Here is a 17,768-nt window from a genome sequence, read left to right on the forward strand (position 1 = left end):
AGCGTACCACTTTCAGTAGTTGACTTCCTCTTCTACACCTATCCATGAATGTCGCACTTATTATCTGAAATCGGGGCTTTCTCAGAATAAGGTTATCGGATGAGTTAATTGGATAAAATTGCCAATTAATGATTTAAATCTAATCACCAATCACATTTCGGGAGATGTAAAAAGGCGCAACGTTTGCGCCTAGGTATGGAATCTTAAAGCGAAATTACCGCTTATTCGGTGGTACACACGACGCTGTTGTCGCTGCCAAAAACATTTGGAACGTAAGCATCAGCTTGTGGGTCATTTTCCCACTTCGCATCATCGAGCAAGTAACGGAACTGAACATTCTGCGCTTTAGGTAAGCGGGTTTTAAATTTAAACTGACGACTTTTCTTCACTAATTTCATCGGTTCTGGCTGCCAGTTGTTGAAGTCTCCAGCAATTTGGACAGAGTCCCACTGATCTTTATCTAGCTCGAACGTGACTTCGACTTCATCTTTTGTCTTAAAGAATCTTTTTTTAAGCATTGATCTTTCCTTGTTCGTACAAAAACTGTTCTAACTATTACTCGTGTTTCATAATGATTTCAAGTTTTATCGAATTGTTGCTGGTATCTGATGAGGGGAGTATCCGAACGGTGAATAGCTCGTTGTGCTGGTTTCGTGTACTGAGGGAGCGTTAGAGAGAAAATTCACTAGCCTAAAATAGTCAAAGAACAGAGTTTGTTAGCGAGCCGAGAGTCCGTATCTTGAAGTCAAACCGTTATCATGTATTATCTTAAATCACCATTTTCCTTGATGTAGCTATGTTGAAGTTTAACCGTACATTGTTGACTGCGATAGTTTGCTTAGTTGCTATGCTTTTGAGTAGTGTCGCTCCTGTGGTGCAGGCTTCCGCTCCGATGAAAACAATTGAAGTACGCGATCTTATTGTTCAAAAGGCTGCTCTGCACAAACAACTTGGCGTCAATGACGACTGCGTAGAATCACATCACGATGAGTCAGCCATCAATAAGGCACAACAATCTCACACGAGTTGTAGCTCTTCCTGCATGGTCAAAATTCCCTCCAACTTATCTCAAAACGACTTACTGCTTCTTCCTTATAGCCTTGCCTTGATTGATAGGCCTCTAGTCGAAAAAGTAGTGACAGTGATCACCAAGCTTTATCGTCCTCCGATTGTTTAATTCCTCATCTCAAATTACTTGGGGTCTACCCCTTTTTACCAAATGAAATGATTTGGCATTTGAATGCCACAAGGAAATAAACAATGAAAAAACTACTTGCCTTATGTAGTGCACTTTTACTGACTTTTACCGCTCATGCAGCGCAATTTGAAGAAGGGAAGCACTACAAAGTTCTGGATGTAAAGAAAGCATCGAAACCTGTTGTGACGGAATTCTTTTCTTTTTATTGCCCACATTGCTACAAGTTTGAGTCGCTTATTGAGCGTTTAAAACCTGCTCTGCCAAAAGAGGCAAAGTTTGAAAAGGTGCATGTGGGGTTCATGGGCGGAGATATGGCGATTCCGATGGCCAAGTCCTACGCGACGATGGTGTCGCTTGGGGTTGAAGATACAATGATTCCTGCCATGTTTGCCCAAATTCATCAAAAGCGACAAGCGCCAAAAGACGAAGCTGAGCTGAAACAACTCTTCGTTGATAATGGCGTAGAAGGTAAGAAGTTTGATGCGGCGTACAACAGTTTCGCCGTAAACTCAATGCAGAAAGGTTTTGATAAGCAATTCTCTGCTAGCACGTTAAGAGGGGTTCCGGGTGTGGTTGTGAACAATAAATACATTGTTTTGGCCAACGAAATTCGTACTTACGACGAGTACAATCAATTAGTTAATTACTTATTGACGCTGTAACTGTAAATAGCATTGATGCTTAAAAATGGCGACGGTAGAGTCGCCATTTTTTATGCTTATCACACTCGTATTATCTAAGAACGCTTGTACATGCTTGAGTCGGAACACTAGTCATAAATATGGCATGCGGATAAAACAAGCTAGCAGCAGTGATTGCAACATTACATGGCTGAGCAATCGTGGTTTTAATCACATTGGTAAGCACGGCACCTGTATTATTTACTGTTTGAGCGGCGGCTTGTTGTGCCTGGTAAGACACGCAACCTGTCGTTGCATTGATCATCGCAGTGCTAAACAAAAGTTTGCGAAAAAACATATTCATATCCTTTGTGAATGCTTTGAATTACTTATATGTGGATTGATTCATAAATGAAACAAAACAGTGTTCAAAATATGTGTGCATTCACGAAATGAACATTGTTTTATAAAAAGACGTTTTTTTGTGATCTTAGTACTGGACAGACCAGGTTATGAAACTAAAGCCAATCCGTGCATTACGATTACGCCGAAGGTCAGTTTGCTCCTCATTCCTTGATATCCCTTGGGCTCGGCGTCTTGTTCGACTTTCCTCACGAGCTTTTCTGCATACCAAACAGCAAGGTACCCAATTGCTAAGAGTAGGGTTGCGACTGCGTAATGTTTGTGGCCCTGCAGTAATGCGCCCCAAGCCAGTAAGACAAAAAGGTTGCTGAGAATTAATATATTTCGGCTAAGGCGGTGGTAGTAATGCTCAATGCCATTACCCCAAAGGATGCCGGATAAAAAACTTAATATAACGGCGCTATATGCGATGAAAAATTGCTGACCACTTAAATTGAAGAGTGAGATGTCAGTGAAAATCAGCCCTAAACTAAACACAAATGGAACCAGGCCTAAGTAACCGAGTTGTAGCATGGTTGAGCGTGTTGTCATGGTCGTCACCTTATAATTGTTGCTCTATCATATTGGTAAGCGTAGTACTTGTCGGTGATGTGGAGCTTGGAAAAGTAGCAATAACTTTACCTTCAGAGCTAATTAGAAACTTGTAGAAGTTCCATTTTGGTTTTATGCCTGCTTGGTTAGTAATCTGGTTGAAGACTGGGTTCGCATCTACACCTAATACTGAAGAGCGAGCCATCATTGGAAAGGTTACCCCGTAATCGAGATAACAGACTTTCGCTGTGTTTGTTTCGCTTCCTCTATCTTGTCGAAAGTCATTGCTCGGGAAACCGATAACGGTGAAGTTTTGGTCTTTGTAAGTTTGATAGAGGGTTTCTAACTGTTCGAACTGAGGAGTGAAGCCGCACTGGCTTGCTGTATTGACGATTAGTAGTGTCTTTCCCTTAAAGCTTTCGCATAGATCGACTTCTTCCGTTGAGTTTAACAACCTTTGCTTACCTTGAAGAATATCAGGGCACTCAGATGCAAGAGCAAGCGAATTCATGGAGAGAAAGCTAACGAGAGCGGCGAGTTTCAGTAATCCTTTCATGGTGTTGTTCCCCTTGTTTTCAATAAGTATAACTACTCAAGTGCAAAGAGGATCGATCAAAAAAGCCGCACAAATGCGCGGCTTTTTTCAAGAGCTGAGATCTGACTATGCCAGTTTCAACTCGAACTGGTTCAGGTACATTACCATGTCTTCAATCGTCAGTACCGGCATGTTGTGCAGGCGACCGAATGCTACGATCTCCGGTGCCTTTGCCATCGTGCCATCTGGATTGGTCACTTCACACAGTACGCCAGCGGGTTGAAGCCCTGCCATTTGCATCAGATCAATCGTACCTTCTGTGTGACCACGGCGAGTCATTACACCACCTGGACGTGCACGCAGAGGGAATACGTGACCCGGGCGAGCAAGATCCTCCGGTTTTGCGTGCGGGTTTGCCGCCGTTTTAATGGTCGTTACGCGGTCTGCTGCTGAAACACCCGTTGTTACACCAACTTTCGCTTCAATAGAAACCGTAAATGCGGTTTGGTTTGCGCTGTTGTTGTTTACCACCATTGGAGGCAGTTCCAGTTTGTCTGCTTGAACATCTGTTAAGCACAAACAAACGATGCCGCTACATTCGCGGATCATCAATGCCATTTGCTCGTTAGTGAGGTGCTCGACTGAATAAATGATATCGCCTTCGTTTTCGCGATCTTCATCATCAAGAAGCAGTACGCCACGGCCTTCTTTTAAAGCGATAAGTGCGTTTTCAACGCGAGTAATTGGGTCGCCGAATTCGGCAAGTAGTGATGACTGATTCATGGTTAACTCCTAAATTTCACCAGAATCAGGGCGGTATGAGAGATCGCCGTAAAATACGATCAAAAAGAAGTGCACCAGCATTCTTAGCGATCTGACTCGCTATGCTGGTGTATTCTTATTCTCTTTCATCCGGACTATAACCGTCGGCTCTGGCATCTCACCAGATCTGCTGACCTCGACGAATCGAGCGCTCGCGGGCTCACTTGAAAAAGTATACCGCCGGTGGGGAATTTCGCCCCGCCCTGAGAACAATTAAAAATGTACCACTTCATCCAAGTTGTGAAGAAGTGGAGCTAGGATAGTACTGCGAACTGAATAGCTTGGAAAGTCGATTCCATCTGTATGATGGAAAAGTGTGCTATCGACGGAAATAATCTGTGCGAATAAAGTGATCAATCTGCTGCGGCACGAAGGTGTTGTAAATCAGGCTCGTATGCGTTTGCTTCACTTCGATATGATCTTGCATACCGTCCAGTCTTGTCTCTTCTACGGTAACGGTACCGTCCGACATGGTGTTGTCATTACGGATCAACAATGGGCGAGCGCCAATCGGCATCGTTCCTGCGATACTGCCGAGTTTTTGAGGGAAATCCCAAGCGTCATCATGTTTGTTTAATCCGTGGTGTGGCGAATTGCCTAAAATTGCACCCAATCCGAGATCTTGAATTCGACCTACAATGGACGCGCCTTTCAGAGGCGAACCGATAGCGACAACATGAGAGATTAAGTTAGTGCTCGGTTTTCTGTTGGCGAGATAGCGCTTAATCATCAAGCCTCCCAAGCTGTGTCCCACGAGCACGTTTGTGGTCAGTGGATTAAGCGAATGATCAATAGAATCAAACAGTGAAGACTCATCGATAGCAACGGTGTTATAGCTGAGTACTTGCGTTTCGTATCCGAGTTTTCTCAGCTTTTGGCTAAGAGGCTGCATGACCAGCCCATGCATATAAAGACCATGTAAGATGATGATTTTCATAATACCTCCTAGATTTATGACGTCGTAGATATCCTACTCTAATTGACAAGAAACTACTTGTGCTTTGTGGTGCATATTTACGTTTTGCTGCAAAGTTTGACTGCTGTAGCAAGCGACTCAGCCCAGTAAATCCTGTATTTGTTGTTGCAATTGATGACGATTTAAAGACGCAGGACTTAACACTTCACCGATAACAACATCCACTTTTGACCAAAAACGAGTCGGTCGTTTTGTGAGAGCATGTCCGCCTTTGTGGCTGAAAAAAGAACCCCAAAGCCCTTTTAACGCCATAGGGATGACAGGAACAGGGTTACGTTCAAGGATTTTCTCTACACCAGGGCGAAACTCACCCAATTGACCGTTAGACGTTAAACGACCCTCAGGGAAGATACAGACAACCTCACCGTCGTTAAGTGCTTGTTCAATCTGTTCAAATGCTCGTCGGTAAGTGTCGGCACACTTACGTGGAGAACAGATCGGGATAACACCGGCATGACGGAATACATATTTAAGAACAGGTAGCTCGCTGATGGATTTGTCCATCACAAAACGAACCGGGCGAGTAGAGGTTCCCATCAAAATCAATGCATCGACATAGCTAACATGGTTAGCCACGATTAACGCAGCACCTTGTTCAGGAATATGTTGGCGCCCCTTTACGGACACACGATACATACAATGGCTGAGTAAATAACTGATAAAGCGTTGTGTAAATTCCGGTACTTGGCGATATACATAGATCGCCACGAAAAAGTTACCTATTGCCATCATGGCAAACAGTTCCACAATAGAAAGCTCTAGTACGCTGAGTACAACGATCGAAACCAAAGCAGACACCACCATAAACAACGCATTCATGATGTTGTTAGCAGCAATGGCACGTGCACACTCCCCTTTGTTTGAACGCGATTGGATGAACGCATAAAGAGGAACAATAAAGACACCGCCGCTTACACCAACAAGGAACAGGTCAATCATGACGCGCAGATGTTTTGATTCAGCAACGAAGCTTTGCACATCATAAAAGTGCACCGGAAGTGATGGATAACTTGGGACTGCCCATAGCAAGTCGACGCCAAAGACTGTCAGACCAAGGATACCGAATGGCAAAATACCAAGCTCAACGTGGTTGAAAGAAAGTTTTTCACACAACCAAGAGCCTGTCGCGATACCAATCGAAAACAATGCCAACAGTAAAGAAACGACAGTGCTATCTGCGAACAAATGTTCGCGTGCGAAGTTAGGGAATTGAGTTAGGTAAGTCGCACCCATGAACCAGAACCAACTGATGGCAAGAATAGACATCCAGATGCCTCTCTGTTTTTTTGCCACTTTTAACGTGTTCTTTAAACCAGAAATCGGTTCAAATTTCGCTTTGTCATTCGATTGGCTAGGCATCGTTGGAATATTCACGCTGCTCATGAACCCAAGCAAAGACAAGGCAATCACGGTACAAGAAGCAATCAAGGTACCATTAGGAATGGCTAGCAGCAGGCCTGCGCTAAGCGTACCTATAAGAATCGAAAGAAACGTGCCCATTTCAACCCAAGCATTTCCTCTAACAAGCTCATTTGGTTTGAGCGCTTGTGGTAACAAGGCGTATTTCACGGGACCAAAATAGGCCGATTGAGTGCCTGTCATAAACAGCAGAACCAGCATCAGCATGGCACTTTGGGTGGCAATAGCGGTTGCTGCGCAAGACATGATAGCCAGCTCGATGAGCTTTAGACGTCGGATTAATTTGGCTTTGTCCATGCTGTCAGCGACGGCACCAGCATGCGCTGAGAATAGAAAGAAAGGTAGGATGAATAAGCCTGCCGCCAAATTAACGAATAGATTGACGGATATTGGTAGGTTATCAATTTGGCTGTATGTCACCATCAATAACAGAACGTTTTTGTAGATGTTGTCATTGAGTGCGCCAAGGCATTGCGTCACAAAGTAAGGAAAAAAGCGTTTTGAGAAAAACATACGGGCCCCGATTAAACAAAGTCGAATGAGATGGGAGCACTTTATGCTCAATGAACGATTAAACCAGCTTTCTCTTTCAAGTGACGTTGTATGCCACCAAAAGTAACGAAATTCGTTACTTTCATTTCCATTCGTTTATTGAGTTACTAATTCCGAGACTTCTGAGCAGGTTTTCTTTCCCATGGTTCAAACAAAGGGAACGTCCAACGACGCATCGCAATAATCAGAGAGGTGCCGTGCTTTTCGTCCATATCGAGAGAGCTATCATTTTGGCAAGCCTGATAAAACTCATCGATGACCTTTTGCAGTTTCTGTTGTAGCTTCTTGTTGCTTGGTACACTCATCAGTCCTGTTGCCATGGAGAACTTTTCATCTTCACCAGAAAAGTAGCTTTGGAAAAAGGCGTCTTGAACTTGCTGTTGGAAGAACCGTTGAATAGGGCCGCCCATCTGCCACTTAAATGTCGGAGATATACGCAAACGAATTTTGTTATTTGGCTGCAAGTCGATGATGTTCAGACGATCCAAATGAGCAAGCTTTTGCACCAGTTCAAACTCATTGAAGGTGTATTGCTGAACGATTTGCTCAAACTGATAGCCATTTACAACACAGATTGCCACGAGTAGCAGGGCTTTATCATCAACCAACTGCTTTTCTTGCTCTAACGTTAGCGACTCTAGACCTTTATTGTGCGTAGCCGCGATCTTAAACAGTTCCGCCATTTCTAAACCAATCAATTGGCAAATGCGTTCTAAGCGTTCAAGACTAATGTGCTGACCTTCAGCGAGTAAACGTTTGACGCTTCCTTCACTTAAATCAAGGTGTTGTGCAACATCGGCATAATGCAGCCCAGCTAACTTTAGTTGGCGTTTAAGCTCTTTAATTAACGTATAACTCTCTGACATTTACGCTGTTACCTCGTCGTGTAACTGCTCTAGGTACGTTTGCATAAAGGTTTTGCGTTTTTGCGCTTCGCGTCTTGCTGACTCTGTGTTCATGGTTTCAGCGATTTTGAATAACTTGGTTTGAAAGTGATCCAGAGTGAATTGTTTATCGTTAAGTTCACGTTCTTCGGCAAATATATCGCTGTCGTTGTAAAGTTGCGCGTTAAACTGAGTGCTGACTTGAATGCATCGCGTCACGCCAATTGCGCCTAAAGCGTCCAGACGGTCGGCATCTTGGACGATTTTGGCTTCCAACGTATTTGGCCTGATGTTTGCGCTAAAGCTGTGTGCCTCTATCGCATGAGCAATGGCATCATGATATTGCTGCGGATAATCGATACTCTCTAAAAATGCGACCGCTTTTTTGGCTGCGATGATTGAGCTCTCTTTGCGATTTGGGTGATCTTTCGGGTAAGTAAAGCAATCATGCAAATAGGCAGCCGGTAATACAATCGCGATGTCTGCATTTTCTTCTTTGCAGAGCTGTTTCGCTGTTTTGACCACGCGTTTTACGTGTTTAAGATCATGAGCTGCATCTACTTGCATCTCTTGCTGCATAAATTCCAAAAATTGCGGTTCTATCTGGCTTAATGACGTCATGGTTCATATCTACAACTAAAATGAAGTCAGAAGTATGCCCAACGCTTAGAATAATTTCCAAGTGCGATGGTGTAATTGAGATTCAGCCACCAGAACCTTGTGCAACGTTTGGTACTGAGCCGTTTTATATGGCCTTTCAATGTGTTCAGTGGTTTATGAGACAAGAATAGACAGAGCGAGCAGTGATGTTTACCAGTAGAAAAAAGGCCTGACGATGTCGTCAGGCCTTTTTCGTCACGCCGATCTTTTTAGCGTTTGAACGTTACTTGCTCTGCTTGTTCAAGATGAATATGAGTCGTCGCAGGCTGTGTTTCTGCAATCACTTTACCGTGACGAACAGAGTAGCGAACCGGCACTTGGCGACGTACTGCGTCAAAACCATTTTCTGCGGGAAGAATCAGTAAACTACCTGGTTTGCCTTCTTCAATACCGTGCTTGTCTTGAATGTTCAGTGTACGTGCTGAATTGGTGCTGATCAGATCCAGTGAGTTGTTGATTTGGTCGTAACCCATCACCTGACACACGTGCAGACCCATATGTAGCACTTGCAGCATGTTTGCAGTGCCTAGTGGGTACCAAGGGTCAAATACATCATCGTGTCCAAAGCAGACGTTGATGTTGGCATTCAGCATCTCTTTCACTCGTGTTACGCCGCGACGTTTTGGGTAATCATCAAAACGGCCTTGTAGGTGAATGTTCACCAATGGATTTGCCACGAAGTTGATACCGGACATGCGTAATAAACGGAACAGGCGAGATGCGTATGCACCGTTGTAGGAACCCATCGCTGTGGTGTGACTGGCCGTGACTTTATTCCCCATATCAAACTTGTGCGCTAATGCTGCCAGTGTTTCAACGAAGCGAGATTGTTCGTCATCGATTTCATCACAATGCACGTCGATCAGGCGGTCGTATTTTTGCGCTAACTCGAATACGTAGTGCAGCGATTCAATGCCATATTCGCGTGTGAATTCAAAGTGTGGAATCGCGCCAATCACGTCCGCACCTAATTTGACGGCTTCTTCTAGCAGCTCTTTGCCATTTGGGTAAGAGAGAATTCCTTCCTGCGGGAAGGCGACGATTTGGATATCTACCCATTCTTTCATCTCTTCACGCACTTCTACCATCGCTTTTAGGGCAATTAGGGTAGGGTCTGAAACATCGACGTGGGTACGAACGTGTTGTACGCCGTTTGCTATCTGCCATTTTAAGGTTTGTTTTGCGCGCGCTTTCACGTCTTCAATCGACAGCATTTCTTTGCGCTCAGCCCAACGTTCAATACCCTCAAACAATGTGCCAGAGATGTTCCAGCTAGGCTCGCCTGCGGTTTGAGTTGTATCTAAGTGAATGTGTGGCTCGCAGAAAGGCGCAACCGCCATACCGCCTTCAGCATCGATGATGTCACCGTTATGACTAAGCTCCACATCGTTGCTTTCAATGCGCTTGAATTGACCATCTTCAATCAAAATTTGCTGCAGACCTTCTTGTCCTTTTAGCGTTATGTTTTTGAACAGTAGTGTTGTCATGATGGTTCCTTACGCTGGCTGTGTAGCCAGTGCTTTTTTGTTAAGAATAGGATTAAGAATCAGGAAGCTAATTGCGCCGCCAAGTACAGCGTTAATCGGCACTACGCCAGGCAGGAAGTGTCCCGCACCAACGCCAATCACGACAGCGATAATGCCAGCCCAGTTAACGTTTTGGAATTGGGCGGCTTCAAAGTTTGCGTAGCGTTTACGGTTCGTGAAGAAGTCAGCGATGATCACGCCGCCAATCGGTGGAATTGCCAACGATAAGAAGGTCAGCCAGCCAACAAAGTTATTGTAGAGCCAGAGAGCGCAAAGTGTGCCAACAAGACCGTTCGCCATTGAGATGTATTTACTTGGTAAGCCTGTGATGTTGGAAAATCCAAGACCCGATGCGTAGAGCGCGTTGTCGTTGGTGGTCCAGATGTTCAAGCCAAGAACGATGATAGCTGGAATAAGAAGACCTTGCGCGATCATCACTTCAGAGATGTCTGATTGACCCGTCACCGACGCACCTGCCGCGCCAAAGATAAACATTAACGAGTTACCGATGAAAAATGCCACCATGGTGATCATCACGGCGCTGCGCGGCTTTTTGCCAAAGCGTACGAAATCCGCCGTTAACGTACCTGCACTAACAAAAGAGCCGACAACCATCGCGAGAGCCATTGAAAAGTCGAGTGGTTCGGTTGGTTGAACTTGTTGTAGTTCGCCAATACCGCCAACGCTCTTTACTGCCTCGATGACAGAGTAGCCGCCAAGTAGTGCAATCGCGGGAACGGCGATTGCTGACAGCACCATCAGTGCTGAGATTCCAAAGTAAACGGTCGCGGTCATGAGCAAACCGGAGACAAGGATCAAAGTATTGGTATCGATGCCCGTTGCTTTATGCACCGGAATCGCAAACATCGCGACACCAACTCCAAACCACCCAACTTGAGTTCCGCCAAGAAGAGCAGAAGGAAGCCAAGAGCCTTTAGAACCAAAAGAGAAACGAGCAAGAAGGTGGGTAGAGAGACCAGTAGAAGCGCCGATGTAACCGAGGGAAGAAGTGTAAATACCGAGGATTAGGTTACCGATGAGAACAGCGAGGAAAAAATCATTAAAGGAGAGCCCAGTACCGAGAGAACCACCTGTCCACATACTTGCGGAGAAAAAAGTGAGTCCTAACATCACCATGGTTAGTGACGCCACGCCTTTTCTGGCCGTGTTGGGAACTGGTCCAAGACTGTAGTTATTGTCTCCAGCCATTATTGCCTCCGCACATTGAAATATTAAATTATAGCACCTGATTTTCAGGCAAACGGCGCGTATTATCGTGATGTAAATTTAATAGTCAATGATAAAATTGAAATTTAAACGTTTGCTTGGTTTTTTATGTGTATTTTTTCTTTTAATAACAATTGTTTGGTTTTTAAATTCTAAAAGTGGAAAGTTTGTTTTTACGTATTTTCTATGATTTATAGACAGGTTTTCTATGTGAAATTAATGTTTTGAATTGCTATTTGTTTTTATGGATTAAATTTATCTATAACTCTGGATTGTTCAGTCGATTTCTATTAAAGGAAAACGATTTCATGATGAGGTTTTTGGTTTGGACGTTATTTGTTCTTTTCTTGGGTGTGTTTTCTTGGTTTTATTTTATGTAGGTGACTTATTTTTGTTGAAGCTGGCATTTCTAATGGTTTAGTGGGCGAATATTTGAATTTTATAAACAGTAAACAATCTGTTGTGGGTAAGAAAAGTACAACCGAGCTCGGTCAGAGGATAAGAGGGCAATAGCCACATAAAAAAATAGCCAACCGCAAAGAGTGCGATTGGCTTATATACATGTGAACAAAATCAAGTTCACTAACAACGTCAGTTGGCTAGGTGACCCTCGGCTTAAGAAGGGTCGATTTATATAATGCAGTTACTGTGCCAACTTTAATATGCCCTAAAATACGTAGTTTCTGTGACATGCGTTGCTTAAAGTTTGAGTATGTTTGCAATTTGCAACTGCGTTATGCAATTTGACTCTATTATGCTAATGATTGATTAATAAACAATGAACCTTTTAAAGCATGACTAAACTCGCCGTTCCTAAAAAGGCGAAAAAACCAACTACATCTGTCACTGTTGTTAGAATCACCGAGCCAGCCAAAGCGGGGTCCAATTTAAACTTATCCAGAATAATGGGAATCAGCACACCAAATAAAGCTGCGGTAATAATATTGACGATAATGGCGAGCGCGATGGTTCCCCCTAGAACCGGAGATTGAAACCACAATCCGGCGAGCCCGCCGATGATTAACGCCCAAGCAATGCCGTTCAGAGAGCCAATACCCAACTCATTTTTCAAAAGCTTGAAGCGGTTACCTGGGGTGATCTGATTAAGCGCCATCGCACGAATCATTAGAGTGAGCGTTTGGCTGCCAGCAATGCCCCCCATGGATGCAACAATTGGCATGAGCACCGCCAAAGCCACTACCTGAGCAATTACATCTTCAAACAGTCCGATAGTGACAGACGCCAAAATAGCAGTAAGCAAATTGATGCCTAACCAAACCCCGCGCTTTTGCGAGCTTTTTAATACTGGCGCAAACAAGTCATCGCCTTCATCCATACCTGTACCGGCCATCAAACGTGCTTCGTAGATTTCACGCTGTGTACTCAATGCAAACTGCCAATCGACTTCACCGATCAGTGTTTGGTCTGCATCAGTTACAGGGAGAGCGGGCAGTGTGCTGTGTTCTAATGCCTCTACCGCTTCAGGAAGCATCATTTTACTGTCTAGAACCGTCACAGCCTCAATAACGAGTGTTTTTAAGCGAGTATCGGGCTCACCACGTAAGATATCGAAGTAGTTGACCGTTCCACGATACTGTTTATTACGATTAATCAGATACACCTGTTGAGGCGTGTCGTAGCTATAGCGCTCCATTAACTGCTTAGCTGTCCCAATCGTAATGTTGAAGGGCAGGGTGATGATCTTACGTTCAGCCCAGTGGCCGAGTTCTTCATCAGCATACTCGTTTGCTTGATCGTAAAGTTCCAACTCATCTTTTTCTATCAACGAGAGCGCTTCGTTGATGATCGACTCTGGCAACGAATCGGCCCATTCGATGAGCGACAAGTTGTCGAGTTTAGCGAGAGTGAGCTTTAGCTCGACTTCAGATAACGCATTGATGATAGAGAAACGTACGTCCGCACGCATTTCCGTTAACACGTCGATATGTAGCTCTAGTGGTAAAGCTCGCCATAAGCGAACACGATCGTCGATTGGAAAGGCTTCTAGAATCAGGGCAACCGCGCCGGGCTCGAGGCCCGCTTCAATAGATTCATTGAGCGTTGCGACTTGATCCGCTTCTTCGGCTTGGCCAATTTGCTGGATTAGAGTGGAGAGATCTTGAAACTTGCTCACCGAGTACCCCGATAGTTAATTCGTTTTATGGAAGTATGGCATGTTATTGAGATGCACAACTATGCATCTTAACCTTGCTCAAGGTACTTGAAAGTAACAGAAAAACAATAGGCTATTCGCTGTTGATGGTGAGATATGGCTGTACCAATTGGCGAATGTTCACTTTTGCGCCAATACGGGCTGCCAGCAAGTACATTCCGCCGATTTTTCTGTGTAAAAATAGGGCATCTGCCGGTGGAGTATGCCAGTATTCTTGCTCCATGCTTAGAATGGTGCCAGCCTCGCGAAGCTTTTGTGCTAAGTCGCTGGCTTTAAAGTCATAAGGCTCATCAACTAACATCGGTTCACATGCCATTTTTACTAAGTCGAGAATCGCTTGGCGTTGGTCTGGAAGGATGGTTTGGCTGAAGAAGCCTATTTGTTCAAGCGCATCATTCAAGCCTTGTTCGTCATTATTCACGACAGATGCAAAAGCTTGGCGATAGCCGGTACTGAACCGTTCGCTGTATTCGCGGGTCGCACCAAAGTCTAGCAAGCCGATTTGACGAGTGTTTTCGATATATAAGTAGTTGGCGAAGTTAGGATCGGTTTGCACCATCTTAAATTCGAACAGCTCTCGAAACAGTAATTCGAGTAGGCTGTGCATGACAAAATCTCGCGTACTCTGATCATAATGTTCGATTTGCTCAATCGGACTACCATCAATGAATTCCATCGCGAGAACGGAGTCTGAGCAACTTCCAGTATGAATCTTTGGTACGACAAAATGAGAGTGCTCCTTCAAAGCGTCATGATAACGAATGGCAAATTGCGCCTCTCGTGCGTAATCGGCTTCATCATGTAGCTGCTTTTTCGCTTCTTCGAGCAATCCTTTGTAGTCGACAGACTCGGGAATCAACCCAACGACCTTGAGCAGTGTACCGACATTGTCGACGTCGCTATCGATACTTTTCCGTATGCCCGGATATTGCACTTTGACGGCTAGGTTATCGCCCGCATCGCTGTAGGCTTGGTGCACTTGTCCTATTGATGCACTGGCGATTGGTTTGAAGTTAAATGACAGAAACTCAGCTTTCCAATTCGTTCCTAGCGAACTTTCCATTACTGCGTTGAGTTGTTTTGCAGGCATTGGGTCTGCGTCGGAACGAAGACGGGAAAGAATATCGGCAAGTTCAGGTTCTAAAACATCACCAGCATCCATTGATAGCATTTGACCAAGCTTCATTGCAGCGCCACGCAGGTGAGCAAGTTGGTCAGTTAAGCGCGCGATGTTCTGTGGCGTCAGCAAGAGGTCTTTCGCTTTTGGTTTGTTGCCTTTGGCTATCTGTTTCGTGCCTTCTGCAATCACATTGCCTGCGACACGGGTAGCAAGTGAAGCGAACTTGCTGAATCTTGAGATGCGATGGGTAGGTAGGCTTCTTTCCTTTGCCGACATGAATCTTCTCCGCTATTTACTAACTAATTGTTATACGGGAAAAGGATATGTTTGGATACAAATGAAAAGAAAACCGCCAGCGTAACTGGCGGTTTGCGAGTTTAGATAGAGTAGAAGAAGTACAGTTGAGACTTCATTCGGATGATGATCCCGCGAATCACATCTAAGAAGGCCATGAAGCCTATCGGTTTTTCACCGCTGACCCATGCGAGGCCAACAGAGCCAACAGGGATGTCGTAGCCTTCTGGCTCATCAATCTTAAGACGAACAAAGTGGTGTTTGTTCTGTAAGTTCTTTCCAGTGGTGACACGTACGGAATCATCGAAACCCAGTAGATTACCTTGTGACTCACCTGTTGCTTCAACAATGCCTTCGACGGTCGCTGAGAAGATCTTACCTGGGTAAACGGACGAAGAGAATTCCGCTAGCTGACCCGGTTTGATGTTACGAATCGCCTGGTGGTTGACTCGCATCAGCACGTACTTCTCGTTAGTGTACATGTTGATACGCGGCATCATCGATACACGCTGACCTTCACGCAGGATAAAGTTGGTGACAAAGCCATCTGTTGGAGCATGAACTTTTGTGCTATTCAAATCCCATTGCGCTTTTGCAATTTGCTCTTCAGCTTGGCGCAGTTCGGCTTGTTTAGTTTCAACTGCAAGTTCCGCTTTATGAATCGCCAGTTTTGCACGGGAAATATCGACTTGTTTCTTCTTGATTTGAGACTCAAGGGTCAACACGTTGTGACGTGCCATATCAACCGCACTCGATTGTTTGTCGATATCGCTTTCCGTGATGGTGTTGTGCACTACTCGGTTTTGCTCAACATAACGATCTAGCATTTTTTTCTGCAATTTGTAGTCAACTTTCGCCGCTTCCAACTGGCTCTTTGATGTTTCTAGATCTTGCACTAGCGCTTCGTGGTTAGCTTCTTCAATCTCGATGTCGCCTTTTGCTGTAGCTAATGCAACGCGAGCAGAATCAGCGGATACGTTCGCTTGATTTAATGCGATTTTGTATTGCGTTGGGTCAAGTTCATAAATGAGCTGACCTTCTTTAACTTGCTGATTCGGCTCAATGTAAATGTGGTCAACTTTACCTTTTACATTGGTTGAATCTGGACGCAATTGGATGTGTGGTGACTGCACGACAGAACCGCCGGATAAATCCATCGGGGTGAAGTTAATCAAACCTACCCAGACGAACATCAGCCAACTCAAACCGCCAAGATAAGCGAACGATTTGGTTGCTTTGTTCCAAGGCATGCCAACCAAACGCAACAGATAGATGAAGAGTGCCCATACCGCTAAACCTTCTAACATTATGCTTCCTCTTTTGGCTGTGTTTCTGTTTGCGGTTTACTTTTCCATGTATCACGCAGATTGATGATGGCTTTTTCCATATCAACGAATGCAAAGATCACGGCTAGCACCCAAACCCAGTGCCAGACAAACCCTATCCAGGTAAGCGCAGTGATGAGCCCTATCTGATGATGGTCTTTGCTGTGTGCTTTATTGATAGGTAATTCATGGATTTTCCAAAAGCCGTAACACGCGCCCGCGACACTCGCGATTAAAACGATAGCAGCGACAACATGTAACGCCGTATCTGCGCCTGTACCGACAAATGGGACACTCAGTAAACTCATTAAACACTCCTCTATCAAACTGTTGGCGTATTGTGATCTGAATTTGATTTGCGGCTTTCTTTGTGACAGATTCAATCACTATAGGATTAAATTTGATGTAATTGGTTATGAAAACGGTTCGGTTTATTCGCGCGATGGGCATTCTAAACATGCATAACCTCGCGTTATCTAAATACAATTTGGACTCGGATGAGTTAGGGATCCCAGCATCGGTGTTTCGTAACCCAATGACACTGATCCCGCTAAAAGCCGTTGCGGAATGGTATCGTTGTGTTGAACAAGCCAGTGGTGACCCGGATGTGGTGTTGAGTCTCAGCCGAGGTATTGAACTGCAAAAGCTAGGGCCAGTGGGACGCTGGTTATTCTCCGGCAATGATTTGGCCAGTACCATTCGGCGAGTGAATTATGGTGTGAGCAACCTACAATCAGGGGCGTTTTTTGCTGGCGAACAGTCGGGTAAAATCATCAAATGGACTTACCACAACCCGTTTATAGAAACGTCAGTAAAGGTGCACGATAGTATCCGCTGTGCGGTATTTATGATTAAGGTGTTACGCGAATTTCTTGGTAAAGATTACCAGCCTTTACGTGTCAAGGTTTCAGGCTCGAGAAAAAATACTGAGCGATACCGGGAATATTTCGGCTGCGAGGTGGAATGGAGTCAGCCAAAAACAGAGATATGGATCCCGGGAGATGACCGACTAGCTTCTCGCCAAGTGAGCCATCGAGAAGACAACCGTCTAGCGATGAGTTTTTCCGATTTGGATGATTTGCTTAATATGCCCGACCCAGAAGATGAGTTGAAAGTGATTTATGAAGTGGTGAATTACAGCAGCCATTATGGATTGCCAACGTTAGAGCGCGTGTCTTCTCTGCTTGATTTATCTGAACAGCAGTTTCAACGTCGTTTGCATAAATTAGGGCTCAATTTTTCGACGGTTTCTGGCTATGTATTGAGTAATATTGCAGCTGGTTTGTTGAGTAAGCGCGTGAGTATTGATGACATTGCCACGCGCCTTGGTTACACCAATGTGGCGAGCTGCAATCGTATGTTTAAGAAACATCGTGGATTAACGCCCAAGCAGTATATGGGAAGATTAGAGAAGTAGTGCTCCACTTATTTCTATGAGTACAAGCAATAAAAGCCCTCAAAAAAGTAGAGGGCTTTGTTTTTT

General features: G+C 44.6%; 18 protein-coding genes and 1 riboswitch. Of the genes, 3 read left to right on the top strand and 15 right to left on the bottom strand.

Annotated features, from left to right (window positions below):
- Nucleotides 1-221: 221 nt before the first annotated feature.
- Entirely contained in the window at nt 222-518 is a 297-nt protein-coding gene (locus tag R8N49_RS20525) for an isoamylase early set domain-containing protein (protein ID WP_017635151.1), read from the bottom strand.
- Nucleotides 519-796: 278 nt separating this feature from the next.
- Between R8N49_RS20525 and R8N49_RS20530 the strand changes: the two genes are divergently transcribed.
- Both R8N49_RS20530 and R8N49_RS20535 read left to right on the top strand, forming a co-directional pair.
- Nucleotides 797-1,177: a hypothetical protein gene (locus R8N49_RS20530; protein ID WP_318190063.1), complete on the top strand. Its 381-nt coding sequence runs from the start codon at nt 797-799 to the stop codon at nt 1,175-1,177.
- Between the two features lie 83 nt (nt 1,178-1,260).
- The gene (locus R8N49_RS20535; RefSeq protein ID WP_005373667.1) at nt 1,261-1,860 is read left to right on the top strand and encodes a thiol:disulfide interchange protein DsbA/DsbL; all 600 of its coding nucleotides are present in this window, start codon (nt 1,261-1,263) and stop codon (nt 1,858-1,860) included.
- Between the two features lie 70 nt (nt 1,861-1,930).
- Here the strand turns inward: R8N49_RS20535 and R8N49_RS20540 are convergent, their stop codons facing one another.
- The 14 genes from R8N49_RS20540 to R8N49_RS20605 form a co-directional block, all read right to left on the bottom strand.
- The gene (locus R8N49_RS20540; protein ID WP_005373664.1) at nt 1,931-2,176 is read right to left on the bottom strand and encodes a hypothetical protein; all 246 of its coding nucleotides are present in this window, start codon (nt 2,174-2,176) and stop codon (nt 1,931-1,933) included.
- Nucleotides 2,177-2,328: 152 nt separating this feature from the next.
- Entirely contained in the window at nt 2,329-2,772 is a 444-nt protein-coding gene (locus tag R8N49_RS20545; protein WP_005396352.1) for a DUF3429 domain-containing protein, read from the bottom strand.
- A gap of 10 nt (nt 2,773-2,782) precedes the next feature.
- Nucleotides 2,783-3,328: a glutathione peroxidase gene (locus R8N49_RS20550; protein ID WP_054577749.1), complete on the bottom strand. Its 546-nt coding sequence runs from the start codon at nt 3,326-3,328 to the stop codon at nt 2,783-2,785.
- 105 nt (nt 3,329-3,433) lie between these two features.
- Complete coding sequence (gene ribB, locus R8N49_RS20555) at nt 3,434-4,090, bottom strand: 3,4-dihydroxy-2-butanone-4-phosphate synthase (protein WP_005385579.1); 657 nt, start codon at nt 4,088-4,090, stop codon at nt 3,434-3,436.
- A 113-nt stretch (nt 4,091-4,203) separates the two neighbouring features.
- Nucleotides 4,204-4,344, bottom strand: a riboswitch (FMN riboswitch).
- Between the two features lie 104 nt (nt 4,345-4,448).
- Nucleotides 4,449-5,066 (bottom strand): hypothetical protein, encoded by a 618-nt coding sequence (locus tag R8N49_RS20560; RefSeq protein WP_005373653.1) that lies wholly within the window; start codon nt 5,064-5,066, stop codon nt 4,449-4,451.
- Nucleotides 5,067-5,183: 117 nt separating this feature from the next.
- On the bottom strand, nt 5,184-7,037 hold the full coding sequence (locus R8N49_RS20565) for an MFS transporter (protein WP_186585462.1): 1,854 nt from the start codon (nt 7,035-7,037) through the stop codon (nt 5,184-5,186).
- 146 nt (nt 7,038-7,183) lie between these two features.
- The gene (locus R8N49_RS20570; RefSeq protein WP_318190064.1) at nt 7,184-7,942 is read right to left on the bottom strand and encodes a helix-turn-helix transcriptional regulator; all 759 of its coding nucleotides are present in this window, start codon (nt 7,940-7,942) and stop codon (nt 7,184-7,186) included.
- Nucleotides 7,943-8,581 carry an HD domain-containing protein gene (locus R8N49_RS20575; RefSeq protein WP_017819864.1) on the bottom strand — a complete coding sequence of 213 codons (639 nt, stop codon included), beginning with the start codon at nt 8,579-8,581 and terminating at the stop codon, nt 7,943-7,945.
- 248 nt (nt 8,582-8,829) lie between these two features.
- The gene (locus R8N49_RS20580) at nt 8,830-10,107 is read right to left on the bottom strand and encodes a cytosine deaminase (protein WP_258489118.1); all 1,278 of its coding nucleotides are present in this window, start codon (nt 10,105-10,107) and stop codon (nt 8,830-8,832) included.
- Nucleotides 10,108-10,116: 9 nt separating this feature from the next.
- On the bottom strand, nt 10,117-11,355 hold the full coding sequence (gene codB / locus R8N49_RS20585; protein WP_318190065.1) for a cytosine permease: 1,239 nt from the start codon (nt 11,353-11,355) through the stop codon (nt 10,117-10,119).
- An 805-nt stretch (nt 11,356-12,160) separates the two neighbouring features.
- Nucleotides 12,161-13,507, bottom strand: coding sequence for a magnesium transporter (locus tag R8N49_RS20590; RefSeq protein ID WP_132937197.1), 1,347 nt, complete (start codon nt 13,505-13,507; stop codon nt 12,161-12,163).
- A 112-nt stretch (nt 13,508-13,619) separates the two neighbouring features.
- The gene (locus tag R8N49_RS20595) at nt 13,620-14,942 is read right to left on the bottom strand and encodes an ABC1 kinase family protein (RefSeq protein ID WP_256900903.1); all 1,323 of its coding nucleotides are present in this window, start codon (nt 14,940-14,942) and stop codon (nt 13,620-13,622) included.
- A 101-nt stretch (nt 14,943-15,043) separates the two neighbouring features.
- Nucleotides 15,044-16,267: an HlyD family secretion protein gene (locus R8N49_RS20600; protein ID WP_132937195.1), complete on the bottom strand. Its 1,224-nt coding sequence runs from the start codon at nt 16,265-16,267 to the stop codon at nt 15,044-15,046.
- On the bottom strand, nt 16,267-16,593 hold the full coding sequence (locus R8N49_RS20605; RefSeq protein ID WP_213965417.1) for a DUF3302 domain-containing protein: 327 nt from the start codon (nt 16,591-16,593) through the stop codon (nt 16,267-16,269). Before R8N49_RS20605 ends, R8N49_RS20600 begins: the two co-directional genes overlap by 1 nt.
- Nucleotides 16,594-16,700: 107 nt before the next feature.
- Here R8N49_RS20605 and R8N49_RS20610 point away from each other — a divergent pair, with 107 nt between their 5' ends.
- Complete coding sequence (locus tag R8N49_RS20610; protein ID WP_062731051.1) at nt 16,701-17,702, top strand: AraC family transcriptional regulator; 1,002 nt, start codon at nt 16,701-16,703, stop codon at nt 17,700-17,702.
- The last annotated feature ends 66 nt before the right edge of the window (nt 17,703-17,768 follow it).

The organism is Vibrio sp. 1978 (genome assembly GCF_033344345.1).